Source organism: Pseudonocardia thermophila (assembly GCF_900142365.1).
Taxonomy (GTDB): domain Bacteria; phylum Actinomycetota; class Actinomycetes; order Mycobacteriales; family Pseudonocardiaceae; genus Pseudonocardia; species Pseudonocardia thermophila.
In genome coordinates, this window is the sequence record NZ_FRAP01000007.1 from 12,539 (window position 1) to 26,641 (window position 14,103).

The 14,103-nt window shown below is 73.4% G+C and carries 15 protein-coding genes; 11 read left to right on the forward strand and 4 right to left on the reverse strand.

Annotation, left to right across the window (positions count from 1 at the left end; translation table 11 throughout):
• Positions 1-90 precede the first annotated feature (90 nt).
• The 11 genes from BUE41_RS10690 to BUE41_RS10740 all read left to right on the forward strand — a co-directional run bounded on the left by BUE41_RS10690 (position 91) and on the right by BUE41_RS10740 (position 10,754).
• On the forward strand, positions 91-1,080 hold the full coding sequence (locus BUE41_RS10690) for an LLM class F420-dependent oxidoreductase (RefSeq protein ID WP_073457090.1): 990 nt from the start codon (positions 91-93) through the stop codon (positions 1,078-1,080).
• Positions 1,077-2,006 carry a site-specific tyrosine recombinase XerD gene (xerD, locus tag BUE41_RS10695; protein WP_073456891.1) on the forward strand — a complete coding sequence of 310 codons (930 nt, stop codon included), beginning with the start codon at positions 1,077-1,079 and terminating at the stop codon, positions 2,004-2,006. The genes BUE41_RS10690 and xerD overlap by 4 nt, the downstream gene beginning before the upstream one ends.
• A gap of 174 nt (positions 2,007-2,180) precedes the next feature.
• Positions 2,181-3,152: a ParA family protein gene (locus BUE41_RS10700; protein WP_073456892.1), complete on the forward strand. Its 972-nt coding sequence runs from the start codon at positions 2,181-2,183 to the stop codon at positions 3,150-3,152.
• A 7-nt stretch (positions 3,153-3,159) separates the two neighbouring features.
• Positions 3,160-3,951: a segregation and condensation protein A gene (locus BUE41_RS10705; RefSeq protein WP_073456893.1), complete on the forward strand. Its 792-nt coding sequence runs from the start codon at positions 3,160-3,162 to the stop codon at positions 3,949-3,951.
• A 19-nt stretch (positions 3,952-3,970) separates the two neighbouring features.
• Positions 3,971-4,774 (forward strand): SMC-Scp complex subunit ScpB, encoded by an 804-nt coding sequence (gene scpB / locus BUE41_RS10710; RefSeq protein WP_234997165.1) that lies wholly within the window; start codon positions 3,971-3,973, stop codon positions 4,772-4,774.
• A gap of 25 nt (positions 4,775-4,799) precedes the next feature.
• Positions 4,800-5,612: a pseudouridine synthase gene (locus tag BUE41_RS10715; RefSeq protein WP_073456894.1), complete on the forward strand. Its 813-nt coding sequence runs from the start codon at positions 4,800-4,802 to the stop codon at positions 5,610-5,612.
• A gap of 10 nt (positions 5,613-5,622) precedes the next feature.
• Positions 5,623-5,985 (forward strand): chorismate mutase, encoded by a 363-nt coding sequence (gene aroH / locus BUE41_RS10720; protein ID WP_073456895.1) that lies wholly within the window; start codon positions 5,623-5,625, stop codon positions 5,983-5,985.
• A gap of 144 nt (positions 5,986-6,129) precedes the next feature.
• Positions 6,130-6,804 carry a (d)CMP kinase gene (cmk, locus tag BUE41_RS10725; RefSeq protein WP_073457092.1) on the forward strand — a complete coding sequence of 225 codons (675 nt, stop codon included), beginning with the start codon at positions 6,130-6,132 and terminating at the stop codon, positions 6,802-6,804.
• Positions 6,805-6,892: 88 nt separating this feature from the next.
• Positions 6,893-7,531 carry a lysophospholipid acyltransferase family protein gene (locus BUE41_RS10730; RefSeq protein WP_084754793.1) on the forward strand — a complete coding sequence of 213 codons (639 nt, stop codon included), beginning with the start codon at positions 6,893-6,895 and terminating at the stop codon, positions 7,529-7,531.
• Positions 7,531-8,964, forward strand: coding sequence for a ribosome biogenesis GTPase Der (der, locus tag BUE41_RS10735; RefSeq protein WP_084754739.1), 1,434 nt, complete (start codon positions 7,531-7,533; stop codon positions 8,962-8,964). Before BUE41_RS10730 ends, der begins: the two co-directional genes overlap by 1 nt.
• Positions 8,964-10,754 carry a chorismate-binding protein gene (locus tag BUE41_RS10740; protein ID WP_073456896.1) on the forward strand — a complete coding sequence of 597 codons (1,791 nt, stop codon included), beginning with the start codon at positions 8,964-8,966 and terminating at the stop codon, positions 10,752-10,754. The genes der and BUE41_RS10740 overlap by 1 nt, the downstream gene beginning before the upstream one ends.
• Here BUE41_RS10740 and BUE41_RS10745 read toward each other — a convergent pair.
• From BUE41_RS10745 to BUE41_RS10760, 4 genes are all read right to left on the reverse strand, one after another.
• The gene (locus BUE41_RS10745) at positions 10,751-11,146 is read right to left on the reverse strand and encodes an ester cyclase (RefSeq protein WP_073456897.1); all 396 of its coding nucleotides are present in this window, start codon (positions 11,144-11,146) and stop codon (positions 10,751-10,753) included. The genes BUE41_RS10740 and BUE41_RS10745 overlap by 4 nt on opposite strands.
• Before the next feature lie 197 nt (positions 11,147-11,343).
• Complete coding sequence (locus tag BUE41_RS10750) at positions 11,344-11,571, reverse strand: hypothetical protein (protein ID WP_073456898.1); 228 nt, start codon at positions 11,569-11,571, stop codon at positions 11,344-11,346.
• Between the two features lie 94 nt (positions 11,572-11,665).
• Positions 11,666-12,913 carry an amidohydrolase gene (locus BUE41_RS10755; RefSeq protein WP_073456899.1) on the reverse strand — a complete coding sequence of 416 codons (1,248 nt, stop codon included), beginning with the start codon at positions 12,911-12,913 and terminating at the stop codon, positions 11,666-11,668.
• A complete protein-coding gene (locus BUE41_RS10760; protein WP_073456900.1) occupies positions 12,910-14,088 on the reverse strand; it encodes a threonine synthase in 1,179 nt (392 codons plus the stop codon). The genes BUE41_RS10755 and BUE41_RS10760 overlap by 4 nt, the downstream gene beginning before the upstream one ends.
• Between the last annotated feature and the right edge of the window lie 15 nt (positions 14,089-14,103).

Below are 14,103 nucleotides of genomic sequence, written 5' to 3' on the forward strand. Positions count from 1 at the left end.
GCGGGGATCAGCGAAAGTACTCATCCGGTGATCGCCGCGCCACCCGGTCGGCGTCGCCCGACGGGATTAGCATCACCGCACATGACGGCGATGCGATTCGGGGTGTTCGTGCCCCAAGGCTGGCGACACGACCTGGTGGGCATCGATCCCGCCGAGCACTGGGCGACGATGAAGCGGCTCGCGCAGGCCGCCGACGCCGGGCCGTGGGAGTCGATCTGGGTCTACGACCACTTCCACACGACCCCGAAGCCGTCGCAGGAGGCCACGCACGAGGCGTGGTCGCTGATGGCCGCGTTCGCCGCGGTCACCGAGCGGGTGCGGCTCGGGCAGATGTGCACCTGCATGGGCTACCGCAACCCGGTCTACCTCGCGAAGGTCGCCGCCACCTGCGACGTCGTCTCCGGCGGCCGGGTGGAGATGGGCATCGGGGCGGGCTGGTACGAGCACGAGTGGCGCGCCTACGGCTACGGCTTCCCGAGCGCCCCCGAGCGGCTCCGGCAGCTCGACGAGGGCGTGCAGATCATGCGGCAGGCCTGGACCGAGGGCGTGGCCACGCTCACCGGCGAGCAGTACCAGGTCGACGGCGCCATCGTGCGGCCGCTGCCGCTGCAGGAGGGCGGCATCCCGCTGTGGATCGCCGGTGGTGGCGAGAAGGTCACCCTCAAGATCGCCGCGAAGTACGCGAAGTACACGAACTTCGACGGCACGCTGGATGGCTTCACCCGCAAGTCCGCGCTGCTCGCCGAGCACTGCAAGGCGGTCGGCACCGACTTCGACGCGATCGTGCGCTCGGCGAACTACAACGTCGTCATCGGCGAGACGGAGGCCGAGGTCGAGGAGCGGTTCCGGGCGAACGTCGCCCGCATCACGCCCTACCTCGGCGCGGAGAGGGCCGAGAAGTGGCTCGCCGGGTTCAGCCGCGACCTGCCGGGCTGGGGCACGCCCGAGCAGATCGTGGAGAAGCTCACGAAGCTGCGCGATGCCGGCATGACCTACGCGATCTGCAACTTCTTCGAGGCCGCCTGGGACCGCTCGGGCATCGAGCTGTTCGAGCGTGAGGTCATCCCCGCACTGGCATGATCGCTCCCGCCGCCGCCGTCGAGGCGTTCCTGCACCACCTCGCCGTGGAGCGGGGGAGCGCGGCGAACACGCTGCGCTCCTACACCGGTGACCTGCGCCGCTACGTCGACTACCTCACGGAGAAGGGCATCGACGATCTCGGCGCGGTCCGCGAGTCCGACGTGGCGGGGTTCGTGACGGCGCTGCGCAACCCACCCCCTGGCGGGCCGGCGCCGCTGGCGGCTTCCTCGGCGGCGCGGGCGCTGGCGGCGGTGCGCGGGCTGCACCGGTTCGCCGCGCGCGACGGGCTCGTCGCCGAGGACGTGGCCAAGGCGGTGGCACCGCCCGCGCTGCCGGCGAAGCTGCCGCGCGCGCTGTCCGTGGACGACGTCGACCAGCTGCTCGCCGGCTGCATCGGCACCGGCCCGATCCCGCTGCGCGACCGGGCACTGCTGGAGCTGCTCTACTCGACGGGCGCGCGGATCTCCGAGGCCGTCGGCGTCGATCTGGACGACCTGGACACCGCGGAGCGCACGGTGCTGCTGCGCGGTAAGGGCGGCAAAGAGCGGATCGTGCCCGTCGGCCGGCCGGCGCTCGCCGCGATCGAGGCCTACCTGGTGCGGGCCCGGCCGGTGCTGGCCGCCCGCGGCAGCGGCTCGCCCGCGCTGCTTCTCAACGCCCGCGGTGGGCGGATGACCAGGCAGAGCGCCTGGCACGCCCTGCAGGCCGCCGCCGACAACGCGGGGCTCTCCGCGGCCGTGTCGCCGCACACGCTGCGTCACTGCTTCGCCACGCACCTGCTCGCCGGCGGTGCCGACGTCCGGGTGGTGCAGGAGCTGCTCGGGCACGCGTCGGTGTCGACGACCCAGGTCTACACGCACGTGACGGTCGACACGCTCCGGGAGGTCTACGCGACCAGCCATCCCCGCGCGACCGCGCGTCGGTGACCCCCTGTGAGGGTGATCGCTACCCTCAGGTAGCGTCGTCAAGACGATCGCCGCGTCCTGCTGAAGATGACGGCCACGACACGGCGGGGCGCGTTGCTGCTCGTCGGCGACGCCTCATACCCTGCGGTCACCGGCCCCTGCGCGGGACCGGCCAGCGACAGACCGGGAGCCCGCATGGACACACCGCGGCCCTTCGCCCCGCGCCCGGAGCGCGTCGCGGGGCCCGACGTCGAACACGACGGTGTCGTCGAACACGACGGTGTCACCGACTACGCAGCCGATGACGCGACCGGGGACGTCGACGAGGTCGACGGCATCACTGCAGCCGATTCCGTGGGGAGACAACGCGTGATTCCCGAGCCGGAGCCGCTCACCCAGCACGGCCCGGCCCGGGTCATCGCGGTGGCCAACCAGAAGGGCGGCGTCGGCAAGACAACGTCGACGATCAACCTGGGCGCGGCGCTCGCCGAGTACGGCCGGCGCGTGCTGCTGGTGGACTTCGACCCGCAGGGAGCGCTGTCGGTCGGGCTGGGCGTGCAGGCGCACGAGCTGGAGACCACGATCTACAACGTCCTGATGGAGCGCGGCGCGGACGTCCGCGAGGTCATCCGGCCCACCTCCGTCGAGGGCATGGACCTGCTGCCGAGCAACATCGACCTGTCCGCCGCCGAGGTGCAGCTGGTCACCGAGGTGGGCCGCGAGCAGGCGCTCGGGCGGGCGATCAAGCCGGTGCTCGGTGACTACGACATCGTGCTGATCGACTGCCAGCCGTCGCTCGGCCTGCTGACGATCAACGCTCTGGCGTGCGCCGACCAGGTGCTCATCCCGCTGGCCTGCGAGTTCTTCTCGCTGCGCGGGGTGGCGCTGCTGATGGACACCATCGAGAAGGTGCAGGACCGGCTCAACCCGGACCTGGAGATCCTCGGCATCCTCGCGACGATGTTCGATCCGCGCACCCTGCACACCAAGGAGGTCCGCCAGCGGGTCGTCGAGGCGTTCGGCGACCTGGTGTTCGAGGCGGTGATCAACCGGACCGTCCGGTTCCCGGAGACCACGGTCGCCGGCGAGCCGATCACCTCGTGGGCGCCCGCGTCCAACGGGGCCGAGGCGTACCGGCTGCTCGCCCGCGAAGTCCTGGCCCGGTGACCGCCCGGTGACCATCGCCCCCGAGGAGGCCCCCGGGCAGCAGCAGACGGACGGCCGCCCGCGCTTCACCGTGCGGCTGCACAACTTCACCGGCCCGTTCGACCTGCTGCTGCAGCTGATCAGCAAGCACGAGCTCGACGTCACCGAGATGGCGCTGCACCAGGTCACCGACGACTTCATCGCCCATCTCACCGAGCTCGGCGACGACGCGGACCTGGAGGAGACCACTCAGTTCCTCGTCGTCGCGGCCACGCTGCTGGACCTGAAGGCGGCCCGGCTGCTGCCGCAGGGCGAGGTGGAGGACGAGGAGGACCTCGCCCTGCTGGAGGCGCGCGACCTGCTGTTCGCGCGGCTCTTGCAGTACCGGGCCTACAAGCAGGTCGCCGAGGTCTTCGTCGAGCTGGAGAAGAAGGCGGCCAAGCGGTACCCGCGGTCGGTGTCGCTGGAGGAGCGGTTCACCAAGCTGCTGCCCGAGGTGCTGCTCGGCGTGGACGCGCAGTCGTTCGCCGAGCTGGCGGCGGCGGTGTTCCGCCCGAAACCGCCGCCGGAGGTGCGCACCGACCACCTGCACGCCCACGACGTGTCGGTACCCGAGCACGCCGCGATCATCCAGGCCCGCCTGGAGGAGCTGGGGGAGGCCACGTTCGCCCAGCTGACCGCGGACTGCGTGGCCCCGATCGAGGTGGTGGCGCGCTTCCTCGCGGTGCTCGTGATGTACCGGGAGCAGTGCATCGACCTGGAGCAGCCGGAGCCGTTCGGCGAGCTCACCGTACGCTGGACGGGCTACCCGAGTACCTGATGACCTGGATGCTTCACCCGTGACCGACGATCCCGGATCCCCGATCGACCTCGACGAGCTCGTCGAGTTCGACCCCGGCCGTGCCCCCGGCGCGGGAGGCGGCGGTGGGAACGGCGGTGGGAACGGCAGCGGTGCGCCGCACGCCCGCGGCGACGGGGCGGAGCAGGTGACCGCAGCGGCCAGCGCCGGAGAAGACAGCGCCGGACAAGACGGTGCCGAGGGCGTCGACGACCGTGCCGACGACCCTGCCGACGACCCTGCCGACGACCTTGCCGACGACCTTGCCGACGACGCGGCGCTGGAGTCGGCGCTGGAGGCGCTGCTGCTCGTCGTCGACGAACCGGCCGACGAGGAGACCCTGGCCGCAGCGCTGGAGCAGCCCACGACCCGGGTGGCGACGGCGCTGCGGCGGATGTCGCAGGCCTACACCGACGCCGGCCGCGGGTTCGACCTGCGCCGCTCCGGCGGCGGATGGCGGTTCTACACGCGCGACGTGCACGCCCCGTACGTCGAGAAGCTGCTGCTCGGCGGGCAGCGGGCGAAGCTCACGAGGGCGGCGCTGGAGACGTTGGCCGTGGTGGCCTACCGTCAGCCGGTGACCCGGGCACGGGTGTCCGCGGTGCGCGGGGTGAACTGCGACGGCGTGCTGCGCACCCTGCTGACCCGGGGCCTGATCGAGGAGGCCGGCGTCGACCCGAGCACGCAGGGGACGCTGTTCCGCACGACGGAGCTGTTCCTGGAGCGCCTCGGGCTGTCGTCGCTCGACGAGCTGCCCCCGATCGCGCCCCTGCTGCCCGACGTCGACGCCATCGACGAGCTGTGACGACGAAGTGACGAGGTTGAGAAGGATGAACACCGAGCGGAGCGCTGGAGCCCGAGCGAGCACCCGCTCCGCGGCGCGCCCGGACGGCGTGCGGCTGCAGAAGGTGCTCGCCCAGGCGGGTGTGGCGTCCCGGCGGGCCGCCGAGGAGATGATCGCGGCCGGCCGGGTCGCGGTGAACGGCGAGATCGTCCGGGAGATGGGCAGGCGGATCGACCCGCAGACCGCGATCGTGCACGTCGACGGGTCCCGCATCCAGCTGCGCGACGACATGGTCTACCTGGCTCTGAACAAGCCCCGCGGGGTCCTGTCGGCCATGTCCGACGACCTGGGCCGGCCGTGCGTGGGCGACCTCGTCGTGGAGCGCGGGCTGGTCGAGCCGGAGTTCGAAGGGCGCAGCCGCAACCGGCTCTTCCACGTCGGCCGGCTCGACGCCGACACCGAGGGCCTGCTGCTGCTGACCAACGACGGCGAGCTGGGACACCGCCTGATGCACCCGTCGTACCAGGTGCAGAAGACCTACCTCGCCGAGGTCATCGGCGCGCCGGAGCGCGACCTGGGCAAGCGCCTGCGCGAGGGCGTCGAGCTCGACGACGGCGTGGTCCAGGTGGACAAGTTCCGCGTCGTCGACGTGATCGGCAACAAGGCGGCGGTCGAGGTCGTGCTCCACGAAGGCCGCAAGCACATCGTGCGGCGGCTGCTCGACGCCGTCGGGCACCCCGTGCAGCGGCTGGTGCGCACCGCGATCGGCGAGGTCAAGCTGGGCAACCAGCGGCCGGGCAAGTTCCGCCCGCTCGACCAGATCGAGATCGGTTCGCTCTACCGGTCGGTCGGGCTGTGACGGTGGTCCCGTGACGGTCCGCGCCATCCGGGGAGCCATCCAGGTCGACGCCGACACCCGGGAGGACATCCTCGCCGGGGCGGCGGAACTGGTCACCGCCGTGCTCGAGCGCAACGACCTGACCTCGGACGACATCATCTCGATCCTGTTCACGGCCACCCCCGACCTGACCGCCGAGTTCCCCGCGTACGCGGCGCGGCTGCTCGGGCTGACCGACGTGCCGCTGATGTGCGCGTGCGAGATCGCGGTGCCCGGGGCGATGCCGAGGGTGCTGCGGCTGCTCGCGCACGTCGACACGCCGCGACCCCGGGCGGAGATCCGTCACGTCTACCTGCGTGGAGCCGCTGCACTGCGCACGGATCTCCCCCAGTAGCGTGGAGCCCGGGCATGGGCGCCGTGGGCGTTCGCCGTGGGCGTCCGCCTGCGGCGCCCGGATGACGCAGTCGCCCAGGCGGAACGGGCGGCGCACCGGAAGGGGTTCGGCGGCGTGACCGGAAAGCTGCGCGGGGTCGTGGCGATGGACGGGCCCTCCGGCACCGGGAAGTCGACGGTGTCACGGCGGCTGGCGAAGCACTGCAACGCTGGGTACCTCGACTCCGGGTCGATGTACCGAGCGGCCACCCTCGCGGTGCTGCGCGCCGGCGTCGACCCGGAGGGCCCGGTCGAGCCGGTGGTGCGCATCGCGACGACGTGCGCGCTGGAGCTGCGCACCGACCCGGATGCCCCAGGCGTCCGGCTGGCGGGCGAGGACGTGGAGGCGGAGATCCGCGGGCCCGAGGTGACCCGCGCGGTCAGCGCGGTCTCCGCGATCCCGCAGGTGCGCGAGGTACTGGTGGCGCGGCAGCGGGAACTGATCGAGCAGGCCGTGCACGAGAACGGCGGGATCGTCGTGGAGGGCCGCGACATCGGCAGCGTCGTGGTGCCGGACGCCCCGCTGAAGGTCTACCTGACCGCGTCGGAGGAGGTGCGGGCCGCGCGGCGGGCCGCGCAGGACCGCAAGGCCGGCCGGGAGGTCGACGTGGAGACCGTGCTCGCCGACGTGCGCCGCCGCGACCAGCTCGACTCCACCCGCAAGACCTCTCCGCTGCACGCGGCCCCCGACGCGCTGATCGTCGACACCGACGACCTGTCCGTCGACGCCGTCCTGGACCTGCTGGTGAGGCTGGTCGAGGAGCGTGGGCTGTGTGAATGACGACCTGTCGGTCCGGGTGAATGACGACCTGTCGGTCCGGGTGAATGACGACCTGTCGGTGCGGGTGAATGACGACCTGTCGGCCGGGGTGAACGCCGACCTGCCGGCCGGGGCCTGGCCGTGGCTGCACGACCTCGCCCGCTGGATCGGCAGCTGGCTGTGGTTCCTGGTCTTCCGGTTGCACCTGCACGGCCGCGGCCGCGTCCCGCGTACCGGGCCGGTGGTCGTCGTCGCCAACCACAGCGCGTTCGTCGACGGCCCGTTGCTGTTCGGACTCTTCCGGCGGCGTGCGGTGTTCTGGGTCAAGCAGGAGATGTTCGTCGGTCCGCTGGGCTGGGTGCTGCGCCGCCTGGGGCAGGTCCCGGTCCGGCGCGGCACGGCCGACCGGACCCCGCTGACCGCGGGGTTGGCCGTGCTGCGCGGTGGCGGTCTGGTGGCGATCTTCCCGGAGGGCACCCGCGGCACCGGTGACGTGACGGCCGTCCAGCAGGGCGCGGCCTGGCTGGCGCGCACGAGCGGGGCGGTGGTGGTGCCCGTGGTGTGCCGCGGCACGCGTCGCCCGGACGGAGCACGCCGCCGGTTCCGCCCCCGGGTGGACGTGATGGTGGGGGAACCCGTCACCATTCCTGCAGGTGGCGGACGAGCCGGTCTGGCCGCCGCGACCGAGGCCGTGCGCGCCGAGCTGGCCGCCGCGGTCCGCGAACTCGACACCCGACGGAGCAGTTGATGAGTCAGACCCCGCAGGAGGACCTGGACGCCATGGCGGCGCTGGGCCTCGATCCCGACGAGTTCGGCATCGACGCCGACGATCCGGGTGCTGCCGAGCTGCCCCCGGCGCCGGTGCTCGCGGTCGTGGGCCGGCCGAACGTGGGCAAGTCGACGTTGGTGAACCGGCTCATCGGACGCCGGGAGGCGGTGGTGCAGGACGTCCCGGGCGTCACCCGGGACCGGGTCGCCTACGACGCGCTGTGGAACGGCCGCCGGTTCGTGGTGGTCGACACCGGCGGCTGGGAACCGGACGCGACCGGCCTGCAGGCCGCCGTCGCCGCCCAGGCCGAGTACGCGATGCGCACCGCCGACGCGGTGCTGCTGGTCGTCGACGCCACCGTGGGGGCCACCGCCACCGAGGAAGCCGCCGCGAAGGTGCTGCTGCGCTCCCAGCGCCCGGTGCTGCTGGCTGCCACGAAGGTCGACGACGACCGGCTGCTCGCCGACGTCGCGGATCTGTGGCGGCTGGGGCTGGGCGAACCGCACCCGGTCAGCGGTCTGCACGGGCGCGGCTCCGGCGACCTGCTGGACAAGATCCTCCAGGTGCTGCCCGAGACCCCGCGCGACGACGTCGGCACCGGCGGTGGCGGCCCGCGGCGGGTGGCGCTGATCGGCAAGCCGAACGTCGGCAAGTCCAGCCTGCTCAACAGGGTCGCCGGCGAGGAGCGCTCGGTGGTGCACGACGTCGCCGGCACCACCGTCGACCCGGTGGACTCCCTCGTCGAGCTGGACGGGGAGATCTGGCGGTTCGTCGACACCGCGGGCCTGCGCAAGCGCGTGAAGAACGCGATCGGCATGGAGTACTACGCCAGCCTGCGCACCCAGGCCGCGATCGAGGCCGCCGAGGTGGCGCTGGTGCTGCTCGACGCGAGCCAGCCGGTCACCGAGCAGGACCAGCGGGTGATCTCGATGGTCGAGGAGGCCGGGCGGGCCCTCGTCATCGTGTTCAACAAGTGGGACCTGGTCGACGAGGACCGGCGGCTGGCGATGAAGCGCGAGCTGGAGCGCGACTTCGTGCGGGTGCGCTGGGCCGAGCACGTCAACATCTCCGCGCTCACCGGTCGCTCGGTGCACAAGATCGCCCCGTACATGCGGCGGGCGCTGGAGTCGTGGGACAAGCGGATCTCCACCGGTGTGCTGAACTCCTGGATCGGTGAGGTCGTGGCGGCCAACCCGCCGCCGGTGCGCGGCGGCAAGCAGCCGAAGATCCTCTTCGCGACGCAGCCGCGGACCCGGCCGCCGACGTTCGTGCTGTTCACCACCGGGTTCCTGGAGGCCGGGTACCGGCGGTTCCTCGAACGGCGCCTGCGGGAGGACTTCGGCTTCCCCGGCAGCCCCATCCGGATCTCGGTGCGGGTGCGCGAGAAGAAGCCCCGCAGCGCCCGGCGCTGATGTCCGGCCCGGCCGGGTCGTGGGCCCGCTTCGACGACATGCGCTCGGGGCGGGCGCTGGCCTTCACCGGGCCGTTCCGGGAGCTGGTCGCGCGGCACCCGGACGAGGTCCGGCCGGTGCTCGCCGAAGTGGCGCGACGCACCGCCGCGGGGGAGTGGGCCGCCGGGTTCGTCGCCTACGAGGCCGCGCCCGGGCTGGACGCGGCCCTGCGCACCCACCCACCGCAGGAGGGGCTGCCGCTGGTGTGGTTCGGCATCGGCCCGGCGCCCGTCGAGGTGGACCCGGTGGCGCTGCCGCCCGCCGGCCCGGGCTGGCGCTGGACGCCGCGCTGGGACGCCGACCGGCACGCCCGCGCCGTCCAGGCCGTCCGGGAGCGGATCGCGGCCGGCGACACCTACCAGGTCAACCTCACGATGCGGCTGGAGGCGCCGATCGCGGAGCATCCGCGGCGGCTCTACGCGCGGCTGGCGCACGCCCAGCGCGGAGCCCACCACGCGTTCCTCGACACCGGCCGGTTCGCGATCGCCGGGGCCAGTCCCGAGCTGTTCTTCGAACTGCGCGGCGACCACGTGCTCATGCGGCCCATGAAGGGCACCGCCCGCCGCGGCCGCACCACCGCCGAGGACGCCGAGATCGTCGCCGCGCTGCGGGCGAGCAGCAAGGAACGCGCCGAGAACATCATGATCGTCGATCTGGTGCGCAACGATCTCGCCCGGATCGCGCGCACCGGCACCGTGCGGGTGCCGGCGCTGGTCCGGCCGGAGAAGTACGAGACCGTGCACCAGCTCACGTCGGACGTGGAGGCGCGGCTGCTGCCCGGCGCCGGGCTCGTCGACGTGTTCGAGGCGCTGTTCCCGTGCGGATCCGTCACCGGCGCGCCGAAGGCCGCCACGATGGACATCATCGCCGAGCTGGAGGACCTCCCGCGCGGGGTGTACTGCGGGGCCGTCGGGTTCGTCGCGCCGCCGACCGCCCCGGTGCAGGCCCGGTTCTCGGTGGCCATCCGGACCGTGGTGGCCGACCGGCTGCGCGACCACGCCGTCTACGGCTCCGGCGGTGGGATCACCTGGAGCTCCGATCCGGCGGCCGAGCACGCGGAGGTGCTGGCCAAGGCCGCGGTGCTGGATGTGCAGCCGGAAGACGTGCACCTGATCGAGACGCTGCGGTACGAACCCGGGCGGGGGCCGCTGCGGCTGCAGCTGCACCTGGAGCGGATGGCCGATTCCGCTGCCTACCTCGGGTTCCCGTTCGACGTGGATGCTGCGCGCGCTGCCGTCGCGGACGCGGTGCAGGGATCGACCGACGATGCGCGGGTGCGGATCACCGCGCATCGGGACGGGGCGGTGCGGGTGGCCGTGGGGCCAGCGCCGGATCCCGGGCCCGCCCGGGTGGTGGTGGATCCGGAGCCGATCTCCTCGCGCTCCCGATGGCCGTACCACAAGACGAGCCGGCGGGGGCCGTTCGAGGAGCGGCTGGCGCGGCACCCGGCCGTCGACGACGTGCTGCTGGTCAACGAGCGCGGGGAGTTGACCGAGTCGTGCACCGCCAACCTGGCGGTGCTGCTGGAGGGGCGGTGGTGGACGCCGCCTCTGTCCTCCGGGTGTCTGCCGGGGGTGGCGCGGCGGGTGCTGCTGGAGGCCGGGGTGCTGGCCGAGCGGGTCGTCCGCCCGGCTGATCTCGAGCGGGCTTCCGCCGTGGCGCTGGTGAACTCGTTGCGGGGGTGGCGGCCGGTCGTCGTGGTACCGGTGGAGGAGGCCGCTGCATCGGGGGTGGCGTCAGCGGCGCGTTAACCGCTGAGCTGCGCGGCGATCGCGGTCCGGTCGATCAGCGAAAGCACCTGTGCGATGCGGCCATCCGTGAAGCGGTAGAAGACGTGCTCCGCGAACGCGATCTGCCGGCCCGTCGGTGCGCAACCGAAGAACGTGCTCGTCGGGGTGCAGGTGAACCAGAGGCGGCAGGCCACCGCGTCGGCGTCGGCGAGCAGGAGCTGAGGGACGAAGTGCAGATCGGGGACGGCGCGGGTGTCGGCTTCGATCATCGACGCGTACTGCGCGCGGGTGAGGAGTTCGTCGTTGTAGGTCAGGGTGTCGTGGACGAAGCGGGTGAGGTCGGCGAAGCGGCGGTCGTTGAGGGCTGACAGGTAGGCCCGGTAGGTGGTGGTCAGGTCGGGGTCGGTCGGCATGGGTGGAGGATCCCGGGTGTTCGCCTGGGGCGCGAGTCGCGGTTCTCGTGACGGCGACGGGTGGTTCCCGGGCCCGGGCGGAGATGACCTCGGCAGGAGTGCGCGACGGACGCTGCGCGGTCCACGACCGCGTCAAGAGATCGGAGTCACCCGCCGGCCGCACCGTGACCGGCGGGTGAGCGCCCGATCCTCCAGAGTCAGACCGCCGGCGTGCGCTGCAGCGCCGAGCGCGTGATCGCGAGCTGGTGGGCCACCTCGGCGGCGACCAGCTCGGCGTGGAGGGCGTCGCCGTCGTCGGTGTGCAGGCCGCGGTGGCGCTGGATGAGGGCCTCCAGACCGTCGAGGAGGGCCTCGGTGATCTCGGCGCGGCGGCGCTGGCGCGGCGAGCGGCGGTAGGTGCTGGTGGGGGTGTCGGGTCGGGTCATGGCTGGCTCCAGTGAGGTGACGGGTCGAGACGGGGACCGGGTCACCGACACAGCGCGGCCGCCGTGCGGCAGAAGTCGACGTGTCTGCGGCGGGTCATCGGGCGGCCTCCCGGACGAGGCGCTCCAGGAGATCGACGGCGCCGGGGAGGGCGTCCTCGGCGAAGTCGAAGCGTGGGGTGTGGTGCGGGCCGGCGAGCTCCGCACCGATGCCGGCGTAGGTGGCGCGGCCGCCGTGGGCCTGCACGCGCCGCATGAGGGCGGTCGCGTCGTCGCTGGCCAGGCCGGCGTGGGTGGGGCCGGTCAAGCGCAGGCCGGTCGCTTCGGCCGCACCGGCGACGGCGGCACGGGCGGAGTCGTCGGCGATGGCGGTGGTGACGGAGCCGATCAGCTCGACGTCGACGGTGAGGCCGTGCATCGTGGCGGCGCCGGCGAGGGCGGCGCGGGCGCGCTGTTCGAGATCGGCGTTGACGTCGCCGTCGTCGGCGCGGGTCTCGAACAGCAGCTCGGCGGTGTCCGGGACGACGTTCGGGACGGTGCCGCCGCAGATCCGACCCACCGAGACGCGGGTGTCGTGACCGGCGACGCGGGTGAGGCCGGTGAGCGCGAGGGCGGCCGACGCGGCACCGAGCAGGGCGTTGCGGCCGTCCTGCGGGGCGAGCGCGGCGTGGGCGGCGCGGCCGTGGAAGACCGCGCGGATCTTGGAGTTGGCCAGCAGGCCGTCGACGGACGGCAGGACGGTGCCGGTGGGCAGGCCGAGGCCCAGGTGGACGGCGACGAACAGGTCGACGTCGTCGAGCAGTCCGCTGGCGGCGACGGCGCGCCCGCCGCGGCCACCCTCCTCCGCCGGCTGGAAGACCAGCTTCACGGTGGCGGCCGGCCGGTCGGCGACGAGCCGCTCGGCCAGCTCGACGGCGATGCCGACGTGGCCGTCGTGGCCGCACGCGTGCATCTGCCCCGGCCAGCGGGAGGCGAAGCCCTCCGCGGCTGGTCGGTGCGCGGGATCGTCGGCCTCGACGATCGGCAGGGCGTCCAGATCGGCGCGGACCGCGACGACGGGGCCGGCGCCGGGGAGGGTGGCGACGACCGCGGTGTGCCCGCCGCGCAGCGCCGGCAGGAACCGCGGGTCGGCGCCGGTGGCCGCCGCGCGGGCGTACGCGGTGTCGAGCTCGTCGACGCCGGGCACGCCCAGGCGCTCCTGGGGCGCGATGGCGGGCTCGCCCGCCACGACGTCCCAACCCAGGTCGGCGAGGTGCCCGGCCACCCGGCTAGCGGTGCGGAACTCGGTGAAGCCCAGCTCGGGATGCGCGTGCAGATCCCGGCGCCACGCCACGGCAGTGCTCACGGCAGGCCCACCGTGTGCGGGTAGACGAGGCCGGAGCCGGTGTTGAGGACGACGACCTCATCGGACTCCGCGAGCTCACCGGCCCCCCGCAGCTGCGCCACCGCGGCGACGCAGGCAGCGCCCTCCGGGCAGATCCAGGTGCCCTCGTCGCGGGCGAGCGCGGCCTGGGCAGCGAGCAGGTCCTCGTCGGTGACGGCGATCGCGGTGCCCCCGGTCGAACGGACCGCGTCGAGCACGAGGAAGTCGCCGAGCGGCTTCGGCACCGTGATGCCGAAGGCGACCGTCCGCGGATCGGCAGGAGCGGCGCTCTCGTCCGCCCCGGCCAGGAACGCGTCGACGATCGGGCGGCAGCCCTCCGCCTGCACCGCGACGAGCCGCGGCGGATCGCCCGAGACCCAGCCCAGCTCGCGCAGCTCCAGCAGCGCCTTGTGGATCGCGATGATCCCGACCCCGCCGCCGGTCGGGTAGACGATCACGTCGGGCAGTCGCCAGCCCAGCTGTTCGGCGATCTCGTACCCCATCGTCTTCTTGCCCTCGATGCGGTACGGCTCGCGCAGCGTGGCGGTGTCCTGCCAGCCCGGGCGGCGGGCCACCTCGGCGCGGACGAGTGCGCCCGCATCGCCGATGAGGCCGTCGACGACGTGCAGCTCGGCCCCGGCGATCACGCACTCGCGGCGGGTGATCTCCGGGGCGTCGGCGGGCATCGCGACGAGCGCGCCGATGCCGGCCCGCGCCGCGTAGGCCGCCCACGCCGCGCCCGCGTTGCCGTTGGTCGGCATCGCGATCCCGGCCACGCCCAGCTCGACCGCCCGCGACACCCCGACCGCGGCGCCGCGGGCCTTGAACGCGCCCGTGGGCAGCAGGCCTTCGTCCTTCATCAGCAGCCGTGGCAGCCCGATCCGCGCCCCGTGCCGCGGCAGCGGCAGGAGCGGGGTCATGCCCTCCCCGAGCGTCACCACGTGCGCACGATCGCGGACCGGCAGCACCTCGTGGTAGCGCCACAGGTCCGGTGGTCGGTGCGCGACCTCCGCCGGCTTCACCGTCGCCGCTACCCGCTCCAGGTCGTAGCGCGCGAGCAGCGGCGCTCCCGCCGCCGACACGCCCTGGACGACGTCGGCGTCCAGGGCGGCCCCGGTGCGGGAGCACTCCAGGTGGGACAGCGCGGAGAAGGTCATGGCCGGGCAGCCTGC

Excerpts from the sequence above, each read along its gene's own strand:
- BUE41_RS10690 (WP_073457090.1), top strand. The coding sequence starts at position 91 with ATGCGATTCGGGGTGTTCGTGCCCCAAGGCTGGCGACACGACCTGGTG.
- xerD (WP_073456891.1), top strand. The coding sequence starts at position 1,077 with ATGATCGCTCCCGCCGCCGCCGTCGAGGCGTTCCTGCACCACCTCGCC.
- BUE41_RS10700 (WP_073456892.1), top strand. The coding sequence starts at position 2,181 with ATGGACACACCGCGGCCCTTCGCCCCGCGCCCGGAGCGCGTCGCGGGG.
- BUE41_RS10715 (WP_073456894.1), top strand. The coding sequence starts at position 4,800 with ATGAACACCGAGCGGAGCGCTGGAGCCCGAGCGAGCACCCGCTCCGCG.
- cmk (WP_073457092.1), top strand. The coding sequence starts at position 6,130 with ATGGACGGGCCCTCCGGCACCGGGAAGTCGACGGTGTCACGGCGGCTG.
- der (WP_084754739.1), top strand. The coding sequence starts at position 7,531 with ATGAGTCAGACCCCGCAGGAGGACCTGGACGCCATGGCGGCGCTGGGC.
- BUE41_RS10740 (WP_073456896.1), top strand. The coding sequence starts at position 8,964 with ATGTCCGGCCCGGCCGGGTCGTGGGCCCGCTTCGACGACATGCGCTCG.
- BUE41_RS10745 (WP_073456897.1), bottom strand. The coding sequence starts at position 11,146 with ATGCCGACCGACCCCGACCTGACCACCACCTACCGGGCCTACCTGTCA.
- BUE41_RS10750 (WP_073456898.1), bottom strand. The coding sequence starts at position 11,571 with ATGACCCGACCCGACACCCCCACCAGCACCTACCGCCGCTCGCCGCGC.
- BUE41_RS10760 (WP_073456900.1), bottom strand. The coding sequence starts at position 14,088 with ATGACCTTCTCCGCGCTGTCCCACCTGGAGTGCTCCCGCACCGGGGCC.